Origin of the sequence: Geodermatophilus poikilotrophus, assembly GCF_900111455.1 — a bacterium.
In the GTDB taxonomy this organism is placed as follows: Bacteria; Actinomycetota; Actinomycetes; order Mycobacteriales; family Geodermatophilaceae; genus Geodermatophilus; species Geodermatophilus poikilotrophus.
Genome location: NZ_FOIE01000008.1, coordinates 297,440 through 322,191, shown reverse-complemented (window position 1 = coordinate 322,191; position 24,752 = coordinate 297,440). Strand labels below are relative to the sequence as shown.

General features: G+C 75.0%; 25 protein-coding genes. 12 read left to right on the top strand and 13 right to left on the bottom strand.

What is annotated here, in order from left to right:
- Positions 1–43: 43 nt before the first annotated feature.
- Entirely contained in the window at positions 44–766 is a 723-nt protein-coding gene (locus BMW27_RS19150) for a response regulator transcription factor (protein WP_091446955.1), read from the bottom strand.
- Positions 767–795: 29 nt separating this feature from the next.
- A complete protein-coding gene (locus BMW27_RS19145) occupies positions 796–1,650 on the bottom strand; it encodes a siderophore-interacting protein (protein ID WP_245743712.1) in 855 nt (284 codons plus the stop codon).
- Between the two features lie 279 nt (positions 1,651–1,929).
- Here BMW27_RS19145 and BMW27_RS19140 point away from each other — a divergent pair, with 279 nt between their 5' ends.
- A complete protein-coding gene (locus BMW27_RS19140) occupies positions 1,930–2,139 on the top strand; it encodes a hypervirulence associated TUDOR domain-containing protein (protein WP_091446952.1) in 210 nt (69 codons plus the stop codon).
- A 40-nt stretch (positions 2,140–2,179) separates the two neighbouring features.
- The gene (locus BMW27_RS19135; protein WP_091446949.1) at positions 2,180–2,611 is read left to right on the top strand and encodes a DUF2795 domain-containing protein; all 432 of its coding nucleotides are present in this window, start codon (positions 2,180–2,182) and stop codon (positions 2,609–2,611) included.
- A 40-nt stretch (positions 2,612–2,651) separates the two neighbouring features.
- On the opposite strand, the gene BMW27_RS19130 is transcribed toward BMW27_RS19135, so the two are convergent.
- On the bottom strand, positions 2,652–3,770 hold the full coding sequence (locus BMW27_RS19130; protein ID WP_175486570.1) for a hypothetical protein: 1,119 nt from the start codon (positions 3,768–3,770) through the stop codon (positions 2,652–2,654).
- A 338-nt stretch (positions 3,771–4,108) separates the two neighbouring features.
- On the opposite strand from BMW27_RS19130, the gene BMW27_RS19125 reads away from it, so the two are divergent.
- Positions 4,109–6,088: an LCP family protein gene (locus BMW27_RS19125; RefSeq protein WP_245743710.1), complete on the top strand. Its 1,980-nt coding sequence runs from the start codon at positions 4,109–4,111 to the stop codon at positions 6,086–6,088.
- 157 nt (positions 6,089–6,245) lie between these two features.
- Here BMW27_RS19125 and pstB read toward each other — a convergent pair whose 3' ends face one another.
- The 6 genes from pstB to BMW27_RS19095 all read right to left on the bottom strand — a co-directional run bounded on the left by pstB (position 6,246) and on the right by BMW27_RS19095 (position 12,286).
- Positions 6,246–7,025, bottom strand: coding sequence for a phosphate ABC transporter ATP-binding protein PstB (gene pstB / locus BMW27_RS19120; RefSeq protein WP_091446943.1), 780 nt, complete (start codon positions 7,023–7,025; stop codon positions 6,246–6,248).
- A 23-nt stretch (positions 7,026–7,048) separates the two neighbouring features.
- Complete coding sequence (pstA, locus tag BMW27_RS19115; RefSeq protein WP_091446938.1) at positions 7,049–8,137, bottom strand: phosphate ABC transporter permease PstA; 1,089 nt, start codon at positions 8,135–8,137, stop codon at positions 7,049–7,051.
- Positions 8,137–9,093, bottom strand: a complete 957-nt coding sequence (pstC, locus tag BMW27_RS19110; RefSeq protein WP_091446935.1) for a phosphate ABC transporter permease subunit PstC — start codon at positions 9,091–9,093, stop codon at positions 8,137–8,139. The genes pstA and pstC overlap by 1 nt, the downstream gene beginning before the upstream one ends.
- Before the next feature lie 132 nt (positions 9,094–9,225).
- The gene (gene pstS / locus BMW27_RS19105; protein WP_091446933.1) at positions 9,226–10,341 is read right to left on the bottom strand and encodes a phosphate ABC transporter substrate-binding protein PstS; all 1,116 of its coding nucleotides are present in this window, start codon (positions 10,339–10,341) and stop codon (positions 9,226–9,228) included.
- Positions 10,342–10,602: 261 nt separating this feature from the next.
- Complete coding sequence (gene mshD / locus BMW27_RS19100; RefSeq protein ID WP_091446930.1) at positions 10,603–11,529, bottom strand: mycothiol synthase; 927 nt, start codon at positions 11,527–11,529, stop codon at positions 10,603–10,605.
- 7 nt (positions 11,530–11,536) lie between these two features.
- On the bottom strand, positions 11,537–12,286 hold the full coding sequence (locus BMW27_RS19095) for a winged helix-turn-helix transcriptional regulator (RefSeq protein ID WP_091446928.1): 750 nt from the start codon (positions 12,284–12,286) through the stop codon (positions 11,537–11,539).
- Positions 12,287–12,574: 288 nt separating this feature from the next.
- Between BMW27_RS19095 and BMW27_RS19090 the strand changes: the two genes are divergently transcribed.
- The 6 genes from BMW27_RS19090 to BMW27_RS19065 all read left to right on the top strand — a co-directional run bounded on the left by BMW27_RS19090 (position 12,575) and on the right by BMW27_RS19065 (position 16,386).
- Entirely contained in the window at positions 12,575–13,393 is an 819-nt protein-coding gene (locus tag BMW27_RS19090) for a hypothetical protein (protein WP_091446925.1), read from the top strand.
- 10 nt (positions 13,394–13,403) lie between these two features.
- Positions 13,404–14,093: an LmeA family phospholipid-binding protein gene (locus BMW27_RS19085; protein WP_091446922.1), complete on the top strand. Its 690-nt coding sequence runs from the start codon at positions 13,404–13,406 to the stop codon at positions 14,091–14,093.
- Positions 14,094–14,182: 89 nt separating this feature from the next.
- Positions 14,183–14,623, top strand: a complete 441-nt coding sequence (locus BMW27_RS19080) for a thioredoxin family protein (protein ID WP_245743709.1) — start codon at positions 14,183–14,185, stop codon at positions 14,621–14,623.
- A 150-nt stretch (positions 14,624–14,773) separates the two neighbouring features.
- A complete protein-coding gene (locus BMW27_RS19075) occupies positions 14,774–15,220 on the top strand; it encodes a DUF4395 domain-containing protein (protein ID WP_091446920.1) in 447 nt (148 codons plus the stop codon).
- 36 nt (positions 15,221–15,256) lie between these two features.
- A complete protein-coding gene (locus BMW27_RS19070; RefSeq protein WP_091446917.1) occupies positions 15,257–16,090 on the top strand; it encodes a sulfurtransferase in 834 nt (277 codons plus the stop codon).
- A 2-nt stretch (positions 16,091–16,092) separates the two neighbouring features.
- Entirely contained in the window at positions 16,093–16,386 is a 294-nt protein-coding gene (locus BMW27_RS19065; RefSeq protein ID WP_091446914.1) for a DUF1416 domain-containing protein, read from the top strand.
- Between the two features lie 96 nt (positions 16,387–16,482).
- On the opposite strand, the gene BMW27_RS19060 is transcribed toward BMW27_RS19065, so the two are convergent.
- Both BMW27_RS19060 and BMW27_RS19055 read right to left on the bottom strand, forming a co-directional pair.
- Positions 16,483–17,766: a PP2C family protein-serine/threonine phosphatase gene (locus tag BMW27_RS19060; protein WP_091446910.1), complete on the bottom strand. Its 1,284-nt coding sequence runs from the start codon at positions 17,764–17,766 to the stop codon at positions 16,483–16,485.
- Positions 17,767–17,984: 218 nt separating this feature from the next.
- Positions 17,985–18,668 carry a TetR/AcrR family transcriptional regulator gene (locus BMW27_RS19055; protein WP_091446907.1) on the bottom strand — a complete coding sequence of 228 codons (684 nt, stop codon included), beginning with the start codon at positions 18,666–18,668 and terminating at the stop codon, positions 17,985–17,987.
- A 128-nt stretch (positions 18,669–18,796) separates the two neighbouring features.
- Here BMW27_RS19055 and BMW27_RS19050 point away from each other — a divergent pair, with 128 nt between their 5' ends.
- From BMW27_RS19050 to BMW27_RS19040, 3 genes are all read left to right on the top strand, one after another.
- Complete coding sequence (locus BMW27_RS19050; protein ID WP_091446906.1) at positions 18,797–19,726, top strand: NAD-dependent epimerase/dehydratase family protein; 930 nt, start codon at positions 18,797–18,799, stop codon at positions 19,724–19,726.
- 323 nt (positions 19,727–20,049) lie between these two features.
- The gene (locus tag BMW27_RS19045) at positions 20,050–20,595 is read left to right on the top strand and encodes a heme-binding beta-barrel domain-containing protein (RefSeq protein WP_091446902.1); all 546 of its coding nucleotides are present in this window, start codon (positions 20,050–20,052) and stop codon (positions 20,593–20,595) included.
- On the top strand, positions 20,592–22,283 hold the full coding sequence (locus BMW27_RS19040) for a DUF885 domain-containing protein (RefSeq protein WP_091446899.1): 1,692 nt from the start codon (positions 20,592–20,594) through the stop codon (positions 22,281–22,283). Before BMW27_RS19045 ends, BMW27_RS19040 begins: the two co-directional genes overlap by 4 nt.
- Here BMW27_RS19040 and BMW27_RS19035 read toward each other — a convergent pair.
- Positions 22,280–22,891: a hypothetical protein gene (locus BMW27_RS19035; protein WP_139206939.1), complete on the bottom strand. Its 612-nt coding sequence runs from the start codon at positions 22,889–22,891 to the stop codon at positions 22,280–22,282. The genes BMW27_RS19040 and BMW27_RS19035 overlap by 4 nt on opposite strands.
- A gap of 409 nt (positions 22,892–23,300) precedes the next feature.
- Positions 23,301–24,686, bottom strand: a complete 1,386-nt coding sequence (nhaA, locus tag BMW27_RS19030; protein ID WP_175486569.1) for a Na+/H+ antiporter NhaA — start codon at positions 24,684–24,686, stop codon at positions 23,301–23,303.
- Positions 24,687–24,752 lie beyond the last annotated feature (66 nt).

Genomic DNA, 24,752 nt, shown 5'->3' with positions numbered 1-24,752 from the left:
CTGGCTCGCCGGCGCTCGCTGCGGTGCTCGCGCACCTGTCCGCTCACGTCCCGCGTGGCAGCCGCAGCGTGTAGCCGACGCCGCGGATGGTGTGCAGCAGTCGCGGCTCGGTGGTGTCGACCTTGCGGCGCAGGTAGGAGATGTAGGACTCGACGACGTTGGCGTCGCCGTTGAAGTCGTAGTTCCACACGTGGTCGAGGATCTGCGCCTTCGACAGCACCCGCCCGGCGTTGGCCATCAGGTAGCGCAGCAGCTTGAACTCCGTCGGGGAGAGGCTGACGACCTCGCCGGCCTTGACGACCTCGTGCGACTCCTCGTCCAGCTCGATGTCGGCGAAGGACAGCCGGGGGGACTCCACCGGGCGCTGCGGCCCGGTGCTGCGGCGCAGCACCGCCCGGATGCGGGCGAGCACCTCGTCGAGGCTGAAGGGCTTGGTGACGTAGTCGTCGCCGCCCAGGGTCAGCCCGGACACCTTGTCCTCCGCGGCGTCGCGGGCGGTGAGGAACAGCACCGGCGTGTGCCGGCCGCTCTCCCGCAGCCGGCGGACGACGCCGAAGCCGTCCAGGCCCGGCATCATCACGTCGAGCACCAGGAGGTCGGGGCGGAAGGACGCCGCCATCGCCAGCGCCTGCTGCCCGTCGGCCGCGGTGGCCACCTCGAAGCCGGCGTAGCGGAGGCTGGCCGACAGCAGCTCGCGGATGTTGGGTTCGTCGTCCACCACGAGGAGGCGCGCCTCCGGTGCGGAGTCTCTGTGGGTGCTGCTCACAGCACCTCCTGTCGAACGCGCTGCCGTGGTCATGCCAGCAGGGTGGAGCCCCGGGCTGGGGCAGCCCTGGGCGTTCCCTGTGAGGAGGCTGGAGGGCCCTCACCACCCATCGCCCGGCCACGCCGCCAGTAGCCGATCGCGTGGTGCTGCGCCCGGCCCAGCCCCCACCGCGCGCGCAGGTCCGCCCGCACCGCACGGACGGCGGCGGACTCGGCGGCCACCCAGGCGAACAGGTCCTCGCCGTCCGGCCGCTCCAGCGCGGCAACGGCGTCGGGCAGCAACGTGCCCTCCCCGGGCGGGGCGCCGTCCCGGTGCAGCCAGCGGACCGCCACGCCCTCCGGTGCCGGCAGCGGCTGCTCCTCCGCGGCGTCGGCGACCTCGACGAGGGCGACCCCGCGGGTGGACGGCGGGGCCGCGGCCAGGATGCGGGTGATCGCCGGCAGCGCGGTCTCGTCGCCGGCCAGCAGCAGCCAGCCGGCCGGCCGGTCGCCCAGGGGGCCGCCGCCGGCGACGGCCACCGTCGTCCCGGGGACGGCGGCGCCGGCCCACGCCGCGGCCGGACCGTCGCCGTGCAGGACGAAGTCGATCTCCACCTCGCCGCGCTCGGCGTCCTGCCGGCGGGCGGTGTAGCTGCGCAGGCTCACCCCGTGCGGGCCGTCGGGCCACACGATCCGCCCGTCCCGCTGCACCCGCGGCCAGCGCGGCGCGGGGTCGCCGACGCGGGGGACCAGCAGCGAGATCGTGGGCCCGGCCGCCGCGGCCGCCGCCGGGGTGCCCGAGAGCACGATGCGGCGCACCGACGGGGTGACGTCGTCGACCGAGGTCACGGTGAGGACGTCGACCGGCCGGGTGGGGTCGGGATCGGTCACGGGCGCGGCGGACATGGCAGCACCCAGCCTAGATGCGGGCCGACCCGGCCGACCCCGGGGGAATGAGGTCGACCGGGCCGGCGATCGAGGAGGAGGACGTCACGCTGCGTGCTCGCGTACCCCGCTGTGAGCAGCGAGAACGGCGGGACGCTCTCCGTCGGGGGGAACGCTACGTGACGGATGCGCCGACGTCAGTGCCCACACGGGTGATCCGGCCTCTCGGACGGGTGATGTGTGTCCCGGCCCCACGCCGGGCAGAGGCGAGGGACCGCGCCGAGCACCCGGGAGGTCCACGTGTCGGACGACGTGAAGAAGGGTGACCACGTCACCTGGAAGAGCCACGGCCAGGAGGTCGAGGGCACCGTCAAGCGCAAGATCACCTCGGAGACGGAGGCGGCCGGCCGGACGGTCAAGGCCAGCAAGGACGAGCCGCAGTACGAGGTCGAGAGCGACAAGACCGGCAAGACGGCGGTGCACAAGCCCGGCGCCCTGCACGAGAAGTGACCACGCACCAGCAGGACGACGCACCAGGAGGAGGGGGAACGTGAGCGAGAGCGGAGACCAGTTCGCCGGCACGGCGGCCCGCAGCACCAAGCACAGCCCACGGGTGGACGAGGAGCTCGAGCACGAGATCCAGGGGATGCTCAAGGCCGAGCACGCGACCCGCTCCGAGGAGTGGCGCGAGGTCGAGCCGATCGCCGAGGGCGACCCGGACATCACGGCGGATCCGAGCGGCACCCTGGTGGGCGGCGTGCCGGTCGGCATGACCGAGGACGCCGTCATCGCCCGCGCCGAGCTGGCCCGCTGGCTGGACCGGGCCGACTTCCCGAGCGACGGGCCGAACCTCGTCGAGGCGGCCCTGGACCACCGGGCGCCCGACGCCGTCGTCGACGAGCTTCGGCGGCTGCCCGAGGGTGAGACCTACGAGCGGATCGGCGACGTCGTCCGCGCGCTGGGCTACCCGACCGAGACCTGAGCGACGGCGGGCGGGAGTCGGGCGCACCGGCTCCTGCCCGTCACCGGCCCTCTGCGGCCTCCTGCTCCTCGTCCTCCGCGATCTCCTCCGCCCCCCGCCGGCGGAACAGCCGCGAGCCGGGGAAGCCCTTCACGACGTGCCGCAGGTCCTGCATGGTGTCGAGCAGGTCGTGCACGTCGGTGCCGACCGACCCCAGCGACCCGATCACCGGCAGGATGTCCTCGTCGAGGTGGGTCATGAGCTGCGGCAGCCGGTCGATGAAGGCGACGACCGCCTCCACCTCGTCGGGGTCGATGCTCGCCGCGAGGCGCCGCACCGCGGGTGCCAGGGCCAGCAGTGGCTCCTGGAAGACGTCCACCATCGGGTCCATCCGGCCGATCAGCCCCTCGGCCCCGGAGACGGCACCGTCGGAGCGGGCGATGGTGCCCCCGACCGCGGTGATCGCGTCGTCGGCTTTCCGGTTGGTGGCGCTGACGGAGGTGATCGCGTCGTCGGCTTTCTGGTTGGTGGCGCCGACGGCGGTGATGGCCTGGTCGGCCTTCTGGTTGATGGCGCCGACGGCGGTGATCGCCTCATCGGCTTTCCGGTTCGTGTTGCCGACGGCGGTGATGGCCTGGTCGGCTTTCTGGTTGGTGGCGCCGACGGCGGTGATGGCCTGGTCGGCTTTCTGGATGGTGGCGCCGACGGCGGTGATGGCCTGGTCGGCTCTCTGGTTGGTAGCGCCCACCGCGGTGATCGCCTGGTCGGCCTTCTGGTTGGTAGCGCCCACCGCGGTGATCGCCTCATCGGCTTTCCGGTTCGTGCTGCCCACGGCGGTGATCGCCTCGTCGGCTCTCTGGTTCGTGCTGCCGACGGCGGTGATCGCCTCGTCGGCCCTCTGGTTGGTGGCGCCGACCGCGGTGATCGCGTCGTCGGCCCGCTGTCGTGTGGCGCCGACCGCGGCGACGGCCTCGTCGGCGCCGGCTCGCGTGCTCTCGACGGCGGTGATCGCCGCGTCGGCACGGTCGACGACCCCCTCGACCCGGTCGAGCAGCGACTCCACGCGCCCGACGACGGCGACCAGCCGTGGGACCAGCGCCAGCGCCTCGGTCACGCCCTCGCGGACCCCCTCCACCGCGGAGATCACGTCGGACGGACCCGGGACGAACGGCAGCTTCACCTCGGGGACGCTACGACGGGCCCGGGCGACCTGCCCGCCGATCCCCGCGCGTCCGATCCGGGAAGGAGCCCCTGCGCCCGTATGGTGGGTGACTGCCCGACTGCGCAGCGGTACCACCGCGCGCGAGGCGGGAGCTTCGGTGCCCGTCAGGGCGAGGGTTCGACGATGGGAAGTCGGCACGGGTGGGGAACGAGCGCACGAGCGACGACGCGGGGGAGGCCCGCTCGTCCGGGCGTCCCCGTGGCCGGCGTCGCTCCGCTGCGCCGTCCCCGGGTGATGGGTCGCCAGCCCGTGGACCGATCACCGTCGAGCAGCTGATCGCCCGCCAGGGCGGCGAGGTGGGCCGCCGCCGTGCCGCCCGAACCGGTGAGATCCCGCTGCCCCTGGCCACCGGGGAGAAGACCCCCGAACGCCGGCGCGGCCTGCCCCCGGTCCCCGCTGAGGACACCCCGGCGGTCCGGGACGCGGTGCGCGCACCCTCCGGACGGCGGGCCGGTGACGTCCCGCGTGCGGCCGCCGACACCCCGGCGCCGCAGCGCGGTCTGCCCCCGGTCCCGGGCGGGCCGGCCGGCCGCGCACCGGCGTCCCCCGGGCCGCCGGCCGCCGTCCCCCCGCTGCCCCCGATCGTCCCGCAGCAGGTGGACCCGGCCGCGCCCCAGGCACAGCCCGGCGGCCTGCCGCCGGTGCCGCCGTCGGCCCGGCCCTCCGTGCCGCTCTTCCCGCCGCTCGAGGACGGGACCGGCCACCGCCCGTCCCGCCCGGTCGCGCCGCTGCCCCCGATCCCCGGCCGCGACGCCCGGCCGTCCGGTGCGACCCGGCTGACGCCGCCCTCCCCCCGCGAGCGCCGGGCCGCCCGCCGTGCCGCTCGCAGCCCCGGCCGCCGGCGGCTGGTCCGCGTCGCGACGGGCCTCGCCGCCCTCGTCGGCGTCGTCCTCGCCTACCACCTGGGCCTGTACTTCTACGTCGACCAGCGCATCGAGCGGGTCCAGGCGCTGACGCCCGACGGCGCGGAGGTGCTCGCTCCCGGGCTGCAGGAGGGCGCGGCCACCTACCTGGTCGTCGGCACGGGACTGCCCGGCGAGGAGGGCCCCGCCTCGGTGGCCACCCTCCTGGCGCACGTGACCGCCGACGAGGAGCGCGCGGTCCTGGTCAGCATCCCGCCGACCGCGCTGGTCGACACCCCCACCTGCATCCGGGCCGACGGCGAGGTCCGTGAGGCCGTCACCGAGTCCTTCGCGGCCTCCCTGCTCGAGGGTGGGCCGTCCTGCACGGTGCGCGCGGTGCAGCAGCTGTCCGGTCTCCGGGTCGACCACTACCTGGGCGTCGACCTGGGCCGGCTGCCCGGCATGGTTGACGCGCTCGGTGGTGTCGCCGTCTGCCTGCCCACGGCGACGCCGGCGGTCGCCGCGTCGGCGCAGCCGCTCCCGGCCGGTGCCAGCGAGCTGTCGGGGGAGCGCGCCACGGGCTACCTGGCTCCCGGGGACGCCGGCGCCGACGTCGCCGGTGAGGCGGTCGCCGAGCGCGCGCAGCTGCTGCTCACCTCCACCCTGCGGACGGCGATGTCTGCGGGGACGCTCGGCAACCCGGCCACCCTCACCGGGTTCCTGACCCGCGCCTCCGACGCCCTCACCGTCGACGAGGCCACCACACTCGGTGACCTGCGCACCCTCGGCGGCACCCTCGGCGACCTCCCCGGCGACGCGGTGCAGCGGATCGGCCTGCCGGTCGCCCAGGTGGGCTACGTGCCGGCCGGCAGCGCGCAGGCGCACGTCGTGCTGGACGACGCCGCCACCCGCTCGCTGTTCGACACGGTGATCGAGGAGGGCCGGCTGCCCGCGGAGCTGGTGGCGCCCGAGGTCGCCGACGTGGCGGCCGCTCCGGCTCCGGCGGCCGCCGAGCAGCCGGTCACCACGCCTGCGGCGCAGCCGCTGACCGCCGCGCCCGCGGGGATCACCGTCGACGTCCTCAACGGCACCGCGACCGGCGGGCTGGCCGCCACCGTGGCCGAGCAGATGCGCGCCCAGGGCTTCGGGGTCGGCCAGGTCGGCAACGAGCTCGGCGTGGTCAACGAGACCGTCGTCCGGTACGGCGCCGGTGCCGAGGAACAGGCGCGCACGGTCGCCGCCGCCGTCCCCGGGGCGGTGCTGCAGCCCAGTGACGCGACCGGGGGCGGCATCCAGCTGGTTCTCGGGCCGGGCTTCTCCAGCGTCGTCCCCGTGGTCGTCACGCCCCCCGCGCCGGTGGCGGCTCCGGAGACGCCGGCGCCCGAGGCGCCCGCCACGCCGTCGGCCGAGCCGGTCGCCGCCGCCAGCTGCTGAGCGGACGAGTCGGGGACGGCACGTGGCCGCGGTGTCGTGACGAGCGGGGGCCCGGAGGGTCGCCCGAGGAACGACGGGTGGAGCTCAGCCGGCCCGTGGCCCCCTCGCAGGGTCCCGTCGCGAGCTTGCGGGCGGCGGGGGGCGAGGGGGTCCCTTCTCAGCCGAAGCGGCCCGAGATGTAGTCCTCGGTCGCCTTCTGGTCCGGGTTGCTGAAGATCTTCTCGGTCGGGTTGAACTCGATCAGCCGGCCGGGCTGGCCCACCCCGTTGAGGTTGAAGAAGCCGGTCTGCTCGCTCACCCGCGCCGCCTGCTGCATGTTGTGGGTGACGATGACGATGGTGAAGCGCTCCTTGAGGTCGGCCATCAGGTCCTCGATCGCCAGCGTGGAGATCGGGTCCAGCGCGGAGGCCGGCTCGTCCATCAGCAGCACGTCGGGCTCCACGGCGATGGCCCGGGCGATGCAGAGCCGCTGCTGCTGACCACCGGAGAGGCCGGCGCCGGGGCGGGCCAGCCGGTCCTTGACCTCGTTCCAGAGGTTGGCGCCCCGGAGCGAGCGCTCCACCAGGTCGTCGAGGTCGGACTTCTTCATCTTCTTGCTGTTCAGCCGGATCCCCGCGGCGACGTTCTCGTAGATCGACATGGTCGGGAACGGGTTGGGCCGCTGGAAGACCATGCCGATCTGACGCCGCACGTCGACCGGGTCGACGTCCGGGCCGTAGAGGTCCTGCCCGTCCATGACGATCTTGCCCTCGACGCGACCGCCCGGGACGACCTCGTGCATCCGGTTGATCGAGCGCAGGAAGGTCGACTTGCCGCAGCCCGACGGCCCGATGAGCGCCGTGATGCTGCGTGGCTCGATGGAGACGTTGACGCCCTCCACGGCGAGGAAGTCGCCGTAGTAGATGTTCAGGTCCGAGACGTCGATGCGCTTGGCCACTGCAGGTCCTCCAGGGTTGCCGGTCAGCGACCGGACTTGGGAGCGAAGAAGCGACTGATGAGGCGGGCGACGACGTTGAGACCCATCACCAGGATGATCAGCACGAGGGCCGCCGTCCAGGCCCGGTCGGTGGCGAACTGCGGCGGCACCCCCGGCTGGGTCAGCTGGTAGTAGGCGTAGACCGGCAGCGTCGCCATGCGGCCGTCGAACGGGTCGAGGTTGGTGGCGTTGGTGATGCCGAGGGTGATCAGCAGCGGCGCGGTCTCGCCGACCACGCGGGCGATCGCCAGGGTGACGCCGGTGCCGAGGCCGGCGATGGACGTCGGGACGACGACCTTCACGATGGTCCGCCACTTGGGCACGCCCAGGGCGTAGGAGGCCTCGCGCAGCTCGTTCGGCACCAGCTTGAGCACCTCCTCGGCCGAGCGGACCACGACCGGGATCATCAGCACCGACAGCGCGATCGCGCCCATGATGCCGAGCCGGATGCCCGGGCCGAGGAAGATCGCGAACAGCGCGTAGGCGAACAGGCCGGCCACGATCGACGGGATGCCGGTCATGACGTCGACCAGGAAGGTGATCGCCCGCTTCAGCCGCCCGCGGGCGTACTCGACGAGGAAGATCGCCGTCATCAGGCCGATCGGCACCGAGATGAGCGTGGTGAGCGCCGTGATGACCAGCGTGCCCATGATGGCGTGGTAGGCGCCGCCGCCCTCGCCGACGATGCCGACGAGGGAGGAGTTGAAGAACTCGCCGTCCAGTCGTGCGGCGCCGCGGCTGACGACCTCCCAGACCAGCGAGACCAGGGGCACCATCGCCAGCCCGAAGGCACTGACCACCAGGCAGGTGACGAGCCGGTTGGTGGCCTGCCGGGAGCCCTCCACGGCGCGGGTCAGCAGGTACACCGCCAGCGTCCCGAGGACGACGGTGTAGAGCACGAACAGCGCGATGTTGAGGTCGAACAGCGGCCAGAGCACCCCGACGACGACGGCGGCCCCGGCGAAGCAGGCCCAGGGCGCCCAGCGGGCCAGCCGCCCGGTGCGCCTGGTGCCGCGGGAACCGCCGGGCGCGCTGCTGCCCGTGGCGACCGGTGCCGTGGAGATCTGGCTCATCAGTTCGCTCCGGAGAAGTCGGCGCGGCGGTTGACGATGGCGCGGGCCACCATGTTGACCACGAAGGTGATCACGAACAGGGCCAGGCCGCTGGCGATCAGCGTGTTGATGTCGATGCCCGAGGACTCCGGGAACTCCAGCGCGATGTTCGCCGCGATCGTCGACGGGTTGCCGCTGCTGATCAGGTTGAGCGTGATGCCGCCGGAGACGGACAGCACGATGGCCACGGCCATGGTCTCGCCGAGTGCCCGGCCCAGGCCCAGCATCGAGCCGCCGATGACACCGGAGCGGCCGTAGGGGAGGACCGCCATCCGGATCATCTCCCAACGGGTGGCGCCCAGGGCCAGGGCGGCCTCGCGGTGCAGGCTCGGCACCTGCAGGAAGACCTCACGGGAGATGGCGCTCACGATGGGCAGGATCATCACGGCGAGGACCAGACCGGCGGTCAGCATGGTGCGCCCGGTGGTCGAGGCCGGCCCGGCGAACAGCGGGATGAAGCCGAGGTCGTCCTCGAGCCACTCGTAGAAGGGCACCAGCTTGGGGGCCAGCCAGAAGATGCCCCAGAAGCCGTAGACGATGCTGGGGATCGCGGCGAGCAGGTCGACCAGGTAGCCCAGGCCCTGAGCCAGCCGGCGCGGGGCGTAGTAGCCGATGAACAGCGCGATGGCCACCGCCAGCGGGGTGGCCACCAGCAGTGCGATGACCGCTGCCAGCAGCGTGCCGAAGACGAGGGGGGCGACGTAACCGGCCAGCCCCCGGTCGCCGGGGATGTCCTCGGCCGGGGCCGTGAGCGCGGGCACCGCCTCGACGACGAGGAACGCGGCCACCCCGGCGAGGATGACGAGGATGAGGATGCCGGCGCCCTTGGCGGTGCCGGCGAAGACGCGGTCGCCGGGACGGCGGACCGACCGGCCGGTCCCGGGAGGGGACGGGGGTGTGGTCCTCGTGCTGCTCACCGCTGCTCCGTGGTGTGTCGGCCGGTGCCTGGGGACCCGGCGGAGGGTGGTTCGGGTGTCCGGCCGGAGCCGGGCCCGGCAACGGCCCGGGGCGCCGTCGGGCACCCCGGGCCGTCACCGCTCATTGTGTGCTCAGCCGGCGGTGACCGCGTCCACGGCCGTCTGCGCCTGCTCGCGCAGCGCGTCGGAGATCGGCGCGGAACCCGCCGCCTCCGCCGCCGCCTGCTGGCCGTCCTCGCTGATCACGTAGCCGATGAAGTCCTTGACCAGGTCGGCGGTCTCCTGGTCGTCGTACTGGATGCAGCCGATGTGGTAGCTGACCAGGACGATCGGGTAGCTGCCGGACTCGGCGGTGTCGCGGGCCAGCTCGATGGCGAAGTCGTACTGGCCCCGGCCCTCGAGCCGCTCGGAGTTCTCGACCACCGCGGCCGCGGCCTCGGGGCTCGGGGTCACGAACTCCTCGCCGACGCCGATGTTGGCCACCCCCAGCTCGCCGGCCTGCGAGAGGTCGGCGTAGCCGATGGTGCCGTTGCCGCCGCTGACGGCGCTGACGACGCCCGAGGTGCCCTGGGCGGCCTCGCCGCCGGCGACCGGCCAGTTGCCGTCCGCCTCGTGCGGCCAGGCGCCGGCGGCCGCGGCGGCCAGGTACTCGGTGAAGTTCTCGGTGGTGCCGGACTCGTCGGAGCGGTTCACCGGGGTGATCTGCAGGTCCGGCAGCGTCACGCCGGGGTTGTCGGCGGCGATGGCCGGGTCGTTCCAGTTCGCGATCTGCTGGTTGAAGATGCCGGCGACCACCTCGGGCGACAGGTTCAGCTCGTCGACGCCCTCGAGGTTGTAGACCACCGCGATCGGCGAGATGTAGTTGGGCAGCTCGAAGACCTCACCGCCGGCGCAGCGCTCCTGTGCGGCGGTCAGCTCCTCCTCGTCGAGCGCGGCGTCGGAGCCGGCGAAGTCGACGCCGCCGGAGGTGAACTGCTCGCGGCCACCGCCGGAGCCCACCGGGTCGTAGTTCACCGTCACGCCGGGCTGCACGCCCGAGTAGCCGGCGGTCCAGCCCTGCATGGCGGCCTGCTGGCTGCTGGCGCCGGCGCCGTCGAGCGCGCCGCTCAGCTCCGTGGAGCTGCCGGTGGTGCTGGTGCTGCCGCCACCGGCGGTCTCCTCGTTGGCGGCGCCGCACGCGGTCAGCGTGAGGGTGCCGGCGAGCGCAGCCGAGAGGACGACAGCGCGCGACGTGGTGCTGAGCTTCAAGGCAGGGCCCTTCGACGGTGCGCCCGGGCCTTCTGCCGGGCAGCGCGGAACCAACGAGGACCGACGCTAGGGAGCCGAGGTTGACGCCTCCCCGTCCGCCGGTGAACGACAGGTGAACGGCGGCCGAGGCTTGCGTCACGCGGTGTGGACCAGCTCACGTCCATCGGGTGAACCCGGGCGCGCCGACTGGAGGAGGACCCCCCTGCCCCCACCGCTCGCGAGCTCGCGGCGGGCCCTGCGAGGGGGCTGGGAACCCCCACCTCAGGGGGCGCGGCGCCAGGAGACGTCGACGGCGTACCGGGTGAAGCCGCTGCGCTCGTAGAGCGTCACCGCCGCGGTGTTGTCCTCCTCGACGTAGAGCAGCACCTGGCGCAGCCCGAGGCGGCGCAGGTGGGCCAGCCCCACGTCGGTCAGCGCACGACCCAGGCCCAGGCCCTGCGCGTCCGGGTCGATGCCCAGCACGTAGACCTCGCCCACCGCCTCCGGGCCCTCGTCACCCGGCGGGTGGACCTTCGTCCAGTGCGAGCCCAGCAGCCGGTCGCCGTCCCAGGCGAGGAAGAAGCCGGCCGGGTCGAACCAGGGCTCGGCCTCGCGCAGCCGCAGGTCCTCCGCCGTCCAGCTGCCCTGCTCCGGGTGGGAGGCGAAGGCGCGGGCGTTGGTGCGCAGCCACGCCTGCTCGTCGGTGCCGGGCCGGAAGGTGCGCACCTGCAGGCCCTCGGGCAGCCGCAGCCGGGGCTCGGGGTCGACCCCGGCCAGCTCGCGGCGCATCTGCAGCAGCACCCGCGCCCGTACGTAGCCGTGTCGCTGCGCCAGCTCGGCCGACCCGGGCAGGTCGCCGTGAGCCCACACCCGCAGCGGACGGTCCCCGGCGAGCTGCTCGAGCCGGGTCAGCAGCCCGCGGCCGACACCCCGCCGCCGGGACCCCGGGGCGACGACGAGCTCGGCCTCGGCGTCCCCGCTGCTGTCGCCGCCCTCGAAGCGCGCGTAGCCGGTCAGCGCACCGTCTGGGGAGGTGGCCAGCACGTCCCGGCCGCCGGCCGGGCCGCCGTGCTGCAGCCGCAGCTCAGCCTCCTCCGACAGCGGGCAGACGCCGTCGGCCGCGGTCGCCGCGCGCAGCAGCGCGAGGACCGCGGCGACGCCGGCCGGGTCGAGCCGGTCGACGTCCCGGACGAGGGGGGCAGCGGACAGGAGGGCCTCAGACCAGCTCGGTGTCGTTCCGGGCCGGGGACCCGGCCTCGGCCCGTGCGGCCGCCGCGGTCGCGTCGGCGACCTGCTGGTCGAGCTTGTAGCCGACGTTGCGCACGGTGCCGATCAGCGCCTCGTGCTCGGTGCCCAGCTTGGCCCGCAGCCGGCGCACGTGGACGTCGACGGTGCGGGTGCCGCCGAAGTAGTCGTAGCCCCAGATCTCCTGCAGCAGCTGGGCCCGGGAGAAGACCCGGCCCGGGTGCTGGGCCAGGTACTTCAGCAGCTCGAATTCCTTGTAGGTGAGGTCGAGCGGGCGGCCGCGCAGCTTCGCGGAGTAGCTGTGCTCGTCGATGACCAGCTCGCCCGCCTGCGTCACGCCGCTGTCGGCACCGTCGACGGGGGAGGTGGCGGCCAGCCGGCGGGCGGTGGCCCACTTGAGGCGGGCGTCGACCTCGGCCGGGCCCGCGGTGTCGAGCAGGACGTCGTCGATGCCCCAGTCGGCCGACAGCGCGACCAGCCCGCCCTCGGCGAGGACGGCCACCAGCGCGGAGGCCACGCCGGTGGAGGAGAGCAGCCCGCACAGGGTCCGGGCCTGGATGAGGTCGTGCCGCGCGTCGACGAGGACGACGTCGCCGGAGTCACCGTCCAGCAGGCTCGACAGCTCCGGTGCGACCACCCGGACGTGGTGGCCCAGCAGGCCGAGGGCGGGCAGGACCTCGGTCGTGGCCTGGCGTGCGGCGGTCATGAGCACGAGTCGCATGACGTCTCCTCAGGGGAGCCGGGGACGACCGGTGTCGTCCAGGAGCCCACGACAGCGCTGTCGATGAGCCAGCAGGATAACCGACGTGTCGCTGCACTCCCCGTCCGGAACCGATGGCGACACGGAACCGTCTGCGCACCGCCGGTAGGGGAGTACGGCCCCGGACACGCCGGGACCGGGGCCGCCGCGCCGCCGGTAGGGGAGTACGGCCCCGGACACGCCGGGACCGGGGCCACCGCGCCGCCGGCCGAGCGGAGTGGGCGCCGGGTGTCTGCGACGATCGGGCCCGTGACGGCGACCGAGGTGGGGTCCGGGCTCCCCGCCCGCGCGTGGCACCTGCCCACGGCCGCCGCGGTCGTGGCGGCGACGGCGCTGCTGATCCTGCTCCCCGCGGCCGCGGGGGACGCAGGTCGGCTGGCCGCGGTCGCCCTCCTGCAGGTGGCGCTGGTCGTCGCGTGGGTGCCGGCGACCGGCATCCCCGCCCGGGCCGGCGCGCCCGCGCTCGGGCTCGCCGCGGCGGCCGGCGCGGACCTGCTCGTGGTGCTGCCCGAGCGGCCGGGGATCGGCGCGCTGCTCGCCGTGCCGGGGCTGGGCCTGCTCGTCGCGGTGCTGCACCAGATGCTGCGCCGGGCGCCGCGCTCCGACGTCGTCGGCTCGCTGGCCGGCGTCCTGCTGCTGGTCTGTGCGGTCTGCGCGCTCGCCGTGCTCCTGCTGCTGCCCCGGGCGGGCGACGCGAGAGCAGCCGTCACCACGCTGCTCGTCGTCGGGACGGCGCTGTCGGTGGGCCCGCTGGTCGACCTGGCGCTGCCCCGGCCGCCGGTCGCCGCGGGCGTGCCGCGCGGAGTGCCCGGCCTGGTGCTGGCCGTGCTGGCCGGGGGTGCGGTCGCGGTGGTCCGCCACGGCGCCGACGACGTGGCCGCGGTGCTCGGTGCGCTCCTCGCCGGCCTCGTCCTCGGTGGAGTCGCCGCGCTGGTCGGGCTGGCCGCGTCCTACGTCGTCGCGGGTGGACCGGGCCGGGCGTGGGCGGTGTCCCTGCTGCAGGGGGTGCTGCCGGTCGCCGCGGCCGCCCCGGTGGCGTTCTCCGTCGTCCTGCAGAACGCGCTCTGAAGGGCCTGCCGTGCGCTTCCTCCTGGTGTTCGCCCTGCTGCTCGGTGGCCTGGTGGTCGCCGCCGACCGGGGCGCCGAGGCGGTCGCCGAGGACCGCGTCGCCCGGCTGGTCGCCGAGCGCGGTGGCCTGGCCGGCGAACCGGCGGTGGAGATCGGGGGCTTCCCGTTCCTGAGCCAGGCGGTGGCCGGGCGCTACGACGACGTGCGGATCTCGGCGACCGGCGCCGACCTGGGGCAGCCCGAGGGCACCCGCGCCGACGTGTCGCTGCGTGGTGTCCAGGTGGCGCTGTCCGACGTCCTGTCCGGGTCGGTGCAGGAGGTGCCGGTGCAGGGCATCGACGGGACCGTGACGCTGCCCTACGCGTTGCTCGCCGACGAGCTGGGCACCGGCACGACCGTGACCCGCGACGGCGACGGCCTGCGCGTGCAGCGCACCGTGGAGGTGGCCGGCGTGAGCCTGCCGCTGACCGCCAGGGGCACGGTCTCGCTCGACGGCGACACCCTCGTGGTCGACGTCGGGGAGGTCTCCGGCGCCGGCGTGGACGTCCCGTCCTTCCTCGTCGAGCAGGTGAGCGACGCCCTCGACGTGCGCTACCCGATCCCGGAGCTGCCCTTCGGCCTGCAGGTCACCGGCGTCGAGTCGGCCGACGACGGCGCGCAGGTCCGCGTCGAGGCGGTCGACACGGTGCTGCGCGGCTGACCGCCTCCCCGGTTCCCCCGGACGGGGGACCCGGAACAGCCGGCGGGCCGGGCGGGTTGCTGCCCGACGTGGACCCCGTCGGAGCAGGCGTGCTGGGTGGTGCCCTCGCGCTGACCGCGCTGGCGGCCTGGTGGCAGCGGAGGAGGGACGGCGCGGTGCGCGGAGCCGACGACGCGCGGGAGCGGACGACGACCGCCGTGCTCGAGGGCCTGGGCGTGCGCCCGGGCGAGGCCGACCTGACCGTCGTGCAGTTCTCGACGGCCTTCTGCGGGCCGTGCCGGGCGACGCGGGCCCGGCTGCAGCAGCTGCAGGCGACCCGGCCCGGGCTCGCGCACCTGGAGGTCGACGCCGAGAGCCACCTCGACGCCGTCCGGGAGCTCGACGTCCGGCGGACGCCGACGCTGTTCTACCTGGACCGGGCGGGCACCCTCCTCGGCCGCAGCAGCGGTGCTCCGCGCCCCGACGAGCTGGCCGCGCTGGTCGGGGCGCACGTGCGCCCCGCCGGTGCCCGGGACGGGCGGGACGTGTGATCGGTTACCCTCACGCCGTGGGCATCCTGCTGACCAGCCGCCGCACAGTGGACCTGTGCCGCGTCGGCAGCTGCCTGTGTCCGGCCTCCTAGGGCGAGCCCAGCCTCGCCCCGACGTGCCCCGCCCGCCGTCCGGAAGCCCCCCTGCCCCATGCCTGACGCACACCTCCCGACCCCGCGCGAGGTCGACGTCCGTGGTCCGCGCTTCGCCGCGTGGCTCACGAGCGCCGTCCTCGCCGTCGTCCTGCTGACCGGCAGCGGCGTGCTCGTCGCGGGCCAGGCGGCGGTCTTCGCCGTCGGTGCGCTCGCCGGGCTGCGGTACGCACCCTACGGGGTGCTGTTCCGCGTCCTCGTCGCCCCGCGGCTGGGCCCGGTCCGCGAGCGGGAGCCCGAGGCGCCGCTGCGCTTCGCGCAGCTCGTCGGGCTCGTCTTCGCCGTCGTCGCCGCCGCCGGGTACCTCTCCGGCGCGCCGCTGGTCGGCGCCGTCGCGACCGGCCTCGCGCTGGTGGCGGCCCTGCTCAACGCGGCCACCGGCTCCTGCCTCGGCTGCGAGCTGTACCTGATCGTCCGCCGGGCCCGTCCCGCGCGCACCGCCTGACCGACCGCACACCCACCACAGGAGGGAACACCCCCCATGAGCCGCAACGACGTGCTCGTCACCGCCGACTGGGCCCAGGAGCACATCGGCGCCCCCGGCATCGTCTTCGTCGAGGTCGACGAGGACACCAGCGCCTACGACAAGGGCCACATCGAGGGCGCCGTCAAGCTCGACTGGCGCACCGACCTGCAGGACCCGCTGCGCCGCGACTTCGTCGACCGGGAGCAGTTCGAGCAGCTGCTGTCCGAGCGCGGCATCGGGAACGACGACACCGTCGTCCTCTACGGCGGCAACAACAACTGGTTCGCCGCCTACGCGTACTGGTACTTCAAGCTGTACGGCCACTCCGACGTCAAGCTGATCGACGGCGGCCGCAAGAAGTGGGAGCTCGACAGCCGCCCGCTGTCCACCGACGCCGTCTCCCGCCCGGCCACGCAGTACAAGGCGTCCGAGCCCGACACCTCGATCCGCGCCTTCCGCGACGAGGTCGTCGCCGCGATCGGCGAGAAGAACCTGGTCGACGTCCGCTCGCCCGACGAGTTCGCCGGCAAGCTGGTCGCCCCCGCGCACCTGCCGCAGGAGGGCGCGCAGCGCCCAGGTCACATCCCGACCGCGGTGAACGTGCCGTGGAGCAAGGCGGCCAACGAGGACGGCACCTTCAAGAGCGACGAGGAGCTGGCCAAGCTCTACGCCGAGGCCGGCCTCGACACCGGCAAGGACACCATCGCCTACTGCCGGATCGGCGAGCGCTCGAGCCACACCTGGTTCGTGCTGCGCGAGCTGCTCGGCCACCAGAACGTCAAGAACTACGACGGCTCCTGGACCGAGTACGGCTCCCTCGTCGGCGTCCCGATCGAGAAGGGGGCCTGAGCATGTGCGGCGCTCCCAAGCAGGGCGGCACGCTGGCCGGCGTGGACCTGGCGACCCAGACGGTCATCCAGGGCCAGGTCTGGCACGACGGCGCCCCCGTCGCCGGTGCCTACGTCCGGCTGCTCGACGCCACCGACGAGTTCACCGCAGAGGTGGTGACCAGCCCCGAGGGCGAGTTCCGCTTCTTCGCCGCCCCGGGCGCCTGGAAGCTGCGCTCGCTGGCCCCGGTCGGCAGGGGTGAGCGCGCGCTCACCGCCGACGTCGGCCTGAACGAGACGACGGTCGCCATCGCCTGAGCGACACGGCACAGCGCCCCTCCCGCCCGAGCGGGAGGGGCGCTGTCGTGTCCGGCCCCGTCCCGGGCCTGCGCGGGGTGGGGAGGACGGGGTCCGTCAATCGACGCCGGGCGGCAGGCGGTTCGGGCCGGCCTCGGGCGGCCGAGGACGGTCCTCGGGGTGGGTCCGGACGGCGATGATCGCGACGTCGTCGGCGCCGGGCTCGGGCAGCATCCGCGCCAGCAGCGTGTCGCAGAGCTCCTCCAGCGGCGTGCCGCCGAGGTCGCGCAGCGCGTCCTGCAGCGCGGCCAGCCCCGCGTCGAGGTCGCTGTCCCGGCGCTCGACCAGGCCGTCGGTGACCAGGAGCAGGGTGTGGCCGTCGGCCAGGTCGGCGGTGTGGTCGGCGCGCGGTGCGTCCGGGTCGACGCCGAGCACCAGGTCGGGACGGGTCTCGAGCAGCGTCGTGGTGCCGTCCGGCGCCAGCAGCAGCGGTGGGAGGTGGCCGGCGTTGCTCCACCGCAGCACCCGGGTGCCGGCGACCGGCACGTCCGGTTGGCGCTCGATGCGGGCGAGCACCACGGTCGCCATCGTGCTCACGGCCAGCCCGCGGGCGACGTGCTCGGCGCGCGACAGCGTGGCCGACGGCGGCTCCTCGTTGTCGTAGGCCAGGGCCCGCAGCAGGCCGCGGAGCTGGCCCATCGCCGCCGCGGCGCTGCTGTCGTGGCCCGCGACGTCGCCGATGACGAGCACCGTCGCGCCGTCGGGCTGCAGGAACGCGTCGTACCAGTCCCCGCCGACCTGCGCCTCGTGGGCCGCCGGGCGGTACCGCACGGCGACCTGCAGGTGGTCCGGCTCCGGCGGCGGGGTCAGCAGGGCCTGCTGCAGCCGGTCCGACAGCGCCCGTTCCGCTGCGGCCCGCGCGGTCACCCGGCGCAGCTCGTCAGCCTGGCGCCGGGCCGCCAGCCGGTCGGTCAGGTCCCGGAAGGAGACCACCACACCGGTCACCGCGCCGTCCTCCAGCGTGGGGACGGCGATCAGCTCGACCGGCACCGCGGTGCCGTCGCTGTGCCAGAAGACCTCGGAGTCGGCGGTGACCGGCCGGCCGGTCTGCAGGGCGCGCCAGACCGGGCACTCCTGCTTGGGGTACGGCGAGCCGTCGGGCCGGCGGCCGTGGATGACCGCGTGCTGGTCGCGACCGAGCTGCTCCTCTGCCGCGAGCCCGGTGATGCGCACCGCCGCCGGGTTGACGAACTCGACCCGCCCGTCGGCGTCGAGGCCGTAGATGCCGTCGGCGACGTTGGCCAGCACGCGCTCGTACCGGGCGAGCGTGCGCGAGAGCAGCGTCTCCACGTCGTGGAGGGCCACGCCGTCACCGCCCTCGTCGGCTGCCCGTGCACCCACGCTCAGGCCACCTCCCCACGCCCCCACCGGTACCGCTCCGGTCCGCCAGCCTGCCCCATCGGGTCGGCAGCCGACCGGGGTGCCACCGATCGGCGCCGGCTGCCCGGCGGACCCGGGCCGCCGGGCAGCCGGCGCCGAGGGCCAGGACGACGGCCGTCGCGAGCCGCACGCCCCCTCCGCGGGACGCCGCGGCCGGGTGGCTGCCGGTGCGGGGCACGTCAGAGCCCCACGAGCCCGGCCAGCTCGGCCATCGCCAGGTCGAAGTAGCGGTCGGTGTCCGCGACCGACCCGACGAGGTGGCCGAAGAGCTCGAAGCCGATCGTCCCGTGGAGCGAGCTCCAGGCCAGCAGCGCGCGCAGCCGCACGGCGTCGTCGAGAGCGGGGTGGTCCCCGCCGAGGACGGCGGCCGTCTCGTCGCTCACCAGCTCCGGGTCCCGGTCGACGCCTGCCGCCGTCGGCAGTACGCCGCCGCGGGCCGCGTCGCCGAGGACCCGGCCCAGGACCACGCCGACCCGTGCGGCCGCGGGGACGGTGTCGCGCGGAGCCGCGTACCCGGGCACGGGGGAGCCGTAGAGCAGCGCGTACTCGTGCGGGTGCGCCAGCGCCCACGACCGGACGGAGCGGCACACCGCCAGCCAGCGTTCCCGGGGCGCCGCAGCCGGGTCGTCGGCGTCCTCCGCGGCCGCTCCGAGTGCGTCGTAGCCGTCGGTGATCAGCCGGGTGAGCAGGTCGTCGCGGCTGGGGAAGTAGCGGTAGACCGCCGACGATGCCATGCCCATCTCCCGGGCGACCGCCCGCAGCGACAGGCCGGCGGCGCCCACCTCGGCCAGTTGCCGGCGCGCGGCCGCGGTGATCTCGGCGGTGAGCTCGGCGCGGACGCGCTGCCGGACGGTCGGGGGCACAGTGCCATGATCGGCTGCGAGAGCGGTGTACGCAACCGAGAGCAGTGCTCTTGACGGTGACCGGCGCAGCTGCCAGCGTCGTCCGCAACCGGGAGCCGCGCTCCTGGACAGGGAGCCGAGGAGGAGCCATGGCACTGCACGTCGTCGTCGGCAAGGGCCCGGTCGGGACGACCACCGCCGACCTGCTCGCCGGTCGTGGGCACCGGGTCCGGGTGCTCTCCCGCAGCGGCGGGACGTCGACCGACGCCGTCGAGCACCGGCGGGTGGACGCCGCCGACGCCGGCGCCCTCGCCGCCGCGGCGCGGGGCGCCGATGCGCTGTACAACCCCGTCAACCCCGCGTACCACCGCTGGGCGACCGACTGGCCGCCGGTGGCCGCCGCGCTCCTCGCCGCCGCCGAGCGGACCGGCGCGGTCCTGGTCACCATGGGCAACCTCTACGGCTACGGGAGCCCGACCGGTCCGATGGCACCCGACAGCCCGCTGGCCGCGACCGACCTCAAGGGGAGGATCCGGGTCGCGATGTGGCGGGAGGCGCTGGCCGCACACGAGGCCGGCCGGGTGCGGGTGACCGAGGCGCGCGCCGCGGACTTCGTCGGTCCCCAGGTGCCCGCCGCCCACTCGCACCTGGTCCGGCAGCTCCCCGCCCTGCGCCGGGGCCGGACCGCGTGGGTGGTCGGCGACCCCGACGTCCCCCGCAGCTGGGCGTACCTGCCCGACGTCGCGGCGACGCTGGTGACCCTGGGGACCGACGAGCGGGCACCGGGCCGGGCCTGGCACGTGCCCAGCGCACCCCCGCGCTCGCAGCGGCAGGCGCTGACCGACCTGGCCGCGGCGGTCGGCGGCCCGCCGGCCCGGGTGCGCGCCGTCCCGTGGCCGGTGCTGCGTGCCGTCGCGCTGGTCTCGCCGGTGATGCGCGAGGTGGTCGACATCCGGCACCAGTTCGACCGGCCCTACGTCATCGACGCATCGGCCACGACGGCCACCTTCGGGCTCACCGCCACCCTTTGGGACGAGGTGGTCGCGGCGACGGCCGCCGCGGTGCCGGCGACCGCCTGAGGAGGGACCACCCTGCTCCCCACCACTCGCCCAGCTCGCGGGCGGGACCCTGCAGGGTGGCCGGTCCAACCCGTCACCGGGCTCAGGACGGTGCCCTGGACGGGGCCGTCCCAGCGCGTCACCAGGCGGCCCTACGGTGGAGCGCATGGTCTCTGCCTGGGTCCTCGTCGCCCTCACGTCGCTCGCGGCGCTCGGCTGCGGGTACGGCGCCGCCCGGCTCGCCCGCCGCCCGCGGGAGGTGCGCAGATGAGCGAGCCCGCGAGCTCGTCCATGAGCACAGCAGCGCCGCGAACGCGGCCGACGAGCGCCGGCGAGGAGGTCTCGTGAGCGAGTCCGTCAGCGGTGCCACCGAGCTGCCGGTCGCCGACACCGTCGACGTCCGCTCCGGCCCGGAGGTGTCCGAGGAGCTGCTCGCCGTCCTGCCGCTGCTCGGCGAGTGGCACGGCGAGGGACAGGCCGCCGGGGCCGGGGGCGACCACCGCTTCGGCCAGTGGATCCGGTTCAGCCACGACGGCCGCGGCTTCCTGGCCTACGACTCGCGCACCTGGCGGCTCACCGACGACGGTGCGGTCGTCGGGCCCGCCGTCCGCGAGTCCGGCTTCTGGCGTCCCCGCGGCGGGGACGACGTCGAGCTGCTGGTCACCAGCCCCGACGGGCTGGTCGAGCTCTACGTCGGCCGGGCCCGGACGACGACCAGCTGGGAGCTGACCACCGACGTCCTCGCCCGGACGCCGGACGCCCCCGAGGTGTCCCGCGCGGTGCGGCTCTACGGCATCGTCGAGGGGGCGCTCATGTACGCCATCGACCGTGCCGCCGGCGACGAGCCGCTGCGGCCCACCATGTCGGCCCGGCTGGAGCGCCTGCGGTGAGCAGCACCCCGAGGCAGGTCGCCGACCGCTACGTCGACGCCGTGTGCGACCTCGACCCGATCGTCGCGACCTCGCTGGGCACCCGCCCCGGCGACGACCGGCTGCCTGATCCCGGCCCCGCCGGGTTGGAGGCCGAGGCGCAGCTGGCCCGCACCACCCTCGCCGAGCTCGACGGCGTGCTGGCCGCCGACCCCGCCCTGGACGGCGACCCGGTCGAGCGGCGCTGCGCCCGGCTGCTGCGCGAGCGGCTGGGCGCCGAGCTGGACGTCCACGAGGTCGGGGAGGGGCTGCGGGCGCTGTCGAACCTGTTCAGCCCGGTGCACTCGATCCGCCAGGTCTTCCTGCTCATGCCGACGGCGTCCGAGGACGACTGGGCCGTCGTCGCCCGCCGGATGGCGCGCGTCCCCGAGGCCTACCGCGGGTTCCGCGCCTCGCTGGAGGAGGGTGCCCGGCGCGGTCTGCTCGTGGCGCCGCGCCAGGTGTCGACGGTCGTGGCGCAGCTCGGCGAGTGGCTGGCCGGGCCCTTCTTCGGCGGGTTCGCCGCGGGCGGCCCGGAGTCGCTCCGCGGTGAGCTGGACGCCGCCGCGCAGGCCGCCGACGGCGCGGTCGCCGAGGTGCGGGACTTCCTCCGCGACGTCTACCTGCCGCAGACGGAGGGGACGCCGGACGCCGTCGGCCGCGACCGCTACGCGCTGGCCGCCCGCCGCTGGACCGGCTCGGACCTCGGCGCCGGGGACGGGCTGGAGGAGGCCTACGCGTGGGGCTGGGCCGAGCACCGGCGGATCCTCGCCGAGCAGCGGGCCGAGGCCGAGCGCGTGGTGCCCGGCGGGACGCCGATGGAGGCGATGCGCTGGCTGGACGTGCACGGTCCCGCGGTCGACGGCGTCGAGGCCATCCGGGAGCGGCTCCAGGCGATGATGGACGACGCGATCGAGGCGCTGGACGGCGTGCACTTCGACCTCGCCGAGCCGGTCCGCCGCGTCGAGGCGATGATCGCGCCGCCCGGCAGCGCCGCCGCGCCGTACTACACGCGGCCCGCGCAGGACTTCTCCCGACCGGGCCGCACCTGGCTGCCCACCCTGAGCCGGGAGCGGTTCCCGCTCTGGGACCTGACCTCGATCTGGTACCACGAGGGCGTCCCGGGCCACCACCTGCAGCTGGGCCAGTGGGCGTACGTCTCCGGGCAGCTGTCGACGTACCAGACCTCGTTGGGCTCGGTCGGCGCGAACGTCGAGGGCTGGGCGCTCTACGCCGAGCGCCTCATGGACGAGCTCGGTCACTTCCCCGATCCCGGCACGCGGCTGGGCTTCCTCGACGCCCAGCAGCTGCGCGCGGTCCGGGTGGTCATCGACATCGGCGTGCACCTCGGACTGCCCGTCCCGGACGACGCCGACGGCGCCCTGGCCGAGCACCGTGGCCGGCCGTGGACGCCGGAGCTGGCCCGCGCCTTCCTCGGCGAGCACAGCGGTGCGACGCCGGCCTTCCTCGACAGCGAGCTGGTCCGCTACCTCGGCCTGCCGGGGCAGGCGATCAGCTACAAGCTCGGGGAGCGCGCCTGGCTGCAGGGCCGGGCGGCCGCGCAGCGGGCCCGCGGCGCCGCGTTCGACCGCCGGGCCTGGCACATGGCCGCGCTGTCGCAGGGCTCGCTCGGCCTCGACGACCTGGCCGCGGAACTCGCCGTCCTCTAGAACCGGGTCGGGGGCGGGTTGAGCGGGTCGGTGTCGTGGCCGACCGGGTCGTCCGGGGCGGCGGGGTGCACCTCGAGCGGGGAGCCGAGGAGGGCGTCGACCGCGCCGGCCGGCCCGCCGACGTAGGTGCTCATCAGGGTGGGGTCGGTGGCCACGAACCAGGCGCGGTCGGCGGGCCACCACACGGCCGCGCTCTGCTCCTGCGGCTCGGGGGCGAAGTTGGCCGCGGCCAGCGTGATCGGACCGCTGCGCACCAGCAGGTCGCAGGTGGGCAGCGTCAGGTGCGGCCGGTCGGTGGCGGCGTCGTCGCACCAGCCGAACCAGCACTCCTGCGGCGTGGTCGTCCACCCGGCGAGCAGTGCGCCCAGGGCGGCGGCGACGTGCGCGGGGAGGTGGCCCTCGGCGGGGCTGTCGTTCCAGACGTCGGGCTGGTCCTCCTCGCCGACGTACTCCCACGAGCCGGTGATCGCCGGCCACTGCATCAGCCGGTGCGCGGTGGTGCCGTTGTAGGCCGCGACCTCGTCCCAGCGGACGTCGACGTCGTCGTCCCCGGCGTAGCGCACGGCGGGGTGCAGCACGCGGGCGTAGGCCTGGAAGACCGGGGGCACGAGGGACGCGACGGAGCGGTCGCGCCGGAGGGCCGCAGCGACCCAGGCGCCGGGGGAGACGTCGGTCCCGACGGGGCGGCCGGTCGTCAGCGCTGACCCTCCCCGGAGAACGGACAACCCCCGGGCTGCTCCGCGGCGCCCGGCCCTCCGAGGAGGGGAGCAGCACGCGGGCCGGCTGGACAAATGCCGGCGGCCCGGGGGTCGGGTGACTGTCCGGTTCTCGCTCGCCGCCGTACGACGGACGGGCGATCTGCCGTCGCTCAAACTGTCGTCTGAACGGGCGGCCCATCTGGACGGCGGCTAGCGGACAGCCACCTCACGAGTCCGATAAGCATGCAAGTTACGGACCACCTCCTCTCTCGTGTACCTCGACGGTACGTCGCTCCCGGGAGGTCGGCAACGCGCTTTTTCAGCCCTCGGCGGAACCGCCGGGAGCGCGCCCGGGTGGGGGTGCTCCGTCCCGGTCCGGCCGGTGGTCGGCGCGGTCGTCCACCGTCTCGCGCTGGTACACGTCCGGGATGCCGTCCCGGTCGACGTCGGCCCGCTCGTCCTCGTGGATGCGCTTGTAGCGGCGGTTGCGCAGCCGCAGCACGACGGTCGCCAGCAGTGCGGCCAGCAGGGTGCCGGACAGGATGCCGACCTTCGCGTGGTCGTAGGTCGGCGTCCCCAGGCCGAAGGCCAGCTCCGTGATGAGCAGGGAGACGGTGAACCCGATCCCCCCGAGCAGCGACAGGCCGACGACGTCGGGCCAGCCGAGGGCCTCGTCGAGTTCGGCCCGGGTGAAGCGCGAGACCAGCCAGGTGGCCCCGGTGATGCCGATCGCCTTGCCGACGACCAGCCCGGCGGTGATGCCGACGGCGACGCTGTCGGTCACCGACTCGGTGAGACCCGAGAGCCCGCCGACGGCGACACCGGCCGAGAAGAAGGCGAACACCGGGACGGCGACACCGGCCGAGATCGGCCGGAACCGGTGCTCGAAGTGCTCCGCGAGGCCAGGACCGGCCTCCGGGCCGCCCGCGGCCGCGCTGCGCACCACCGGCACGGCGAAGCCGAGCAGCACCCCCGCGACCGTGGCGTGGACACCGGACTCGTGCACGAGCACCCAGGTGAGCGCGGCCAGCGGCAGCAGCAGCCACCACGAGCGGACGCGCCGCTGCACGAGGACGGTGAAGACCGCCAGCGGGACCAGCGACAGCAGCAGGGACCCGGCGGAGAAGTCGTCGGTGTAGAAGACCGCGATCACCACGATCGCGAGCAGGTCGTCGACGACCGCGAGGGTCAGCAGGAAGGTGCGCAGCGCCGCCGGCAGGTGCGTGCTGATCACCGCGAGGACGGCGAGGGCGAAGGCGATGTCGGTGGCCGAGGGGATGGCCCAGCCGCGCAGCGCGTCGTCGTCCCGGCCGAGGTTGAACAGCACGAACAGCAGGGCGGGCGCGGCCATGCCGCCGACTGCCGCGGCGATCGGCAGCGCGGCGCGGCGTGGCTCCCGCAGGTCGCCGGCGACGAACTCCCGCTTGAGCTCCAGACCGGCGACGAAGAAGAAGACCGCCAGCAGCCCGTCGGCCGCCCAGGTCCCCAGGGTCAGGTCGAGGTGCAGGGACGCCGGCCCGACGCGGGTGTCACGCAGCGTCTCGTAGGCCCCGCCCCACGGCGAGTTGGCCCACACCAGCGCGACCGCTGCAGCGACGAGCAGCAGCGCCCCGCCGACGGTCTCCTTGCGCAGGATGTCGGCGATCCGGCTGGTCTCGGCCCAGGAGCCCCGGCCGAAGAGACGGGCGGTGGAGGTGGACGGCACGAGCAACTCCAGGAGACGGGGTCGGCGAGGACGTTGCCGACCAGACTTCCCGGCGCACCTGTCCCG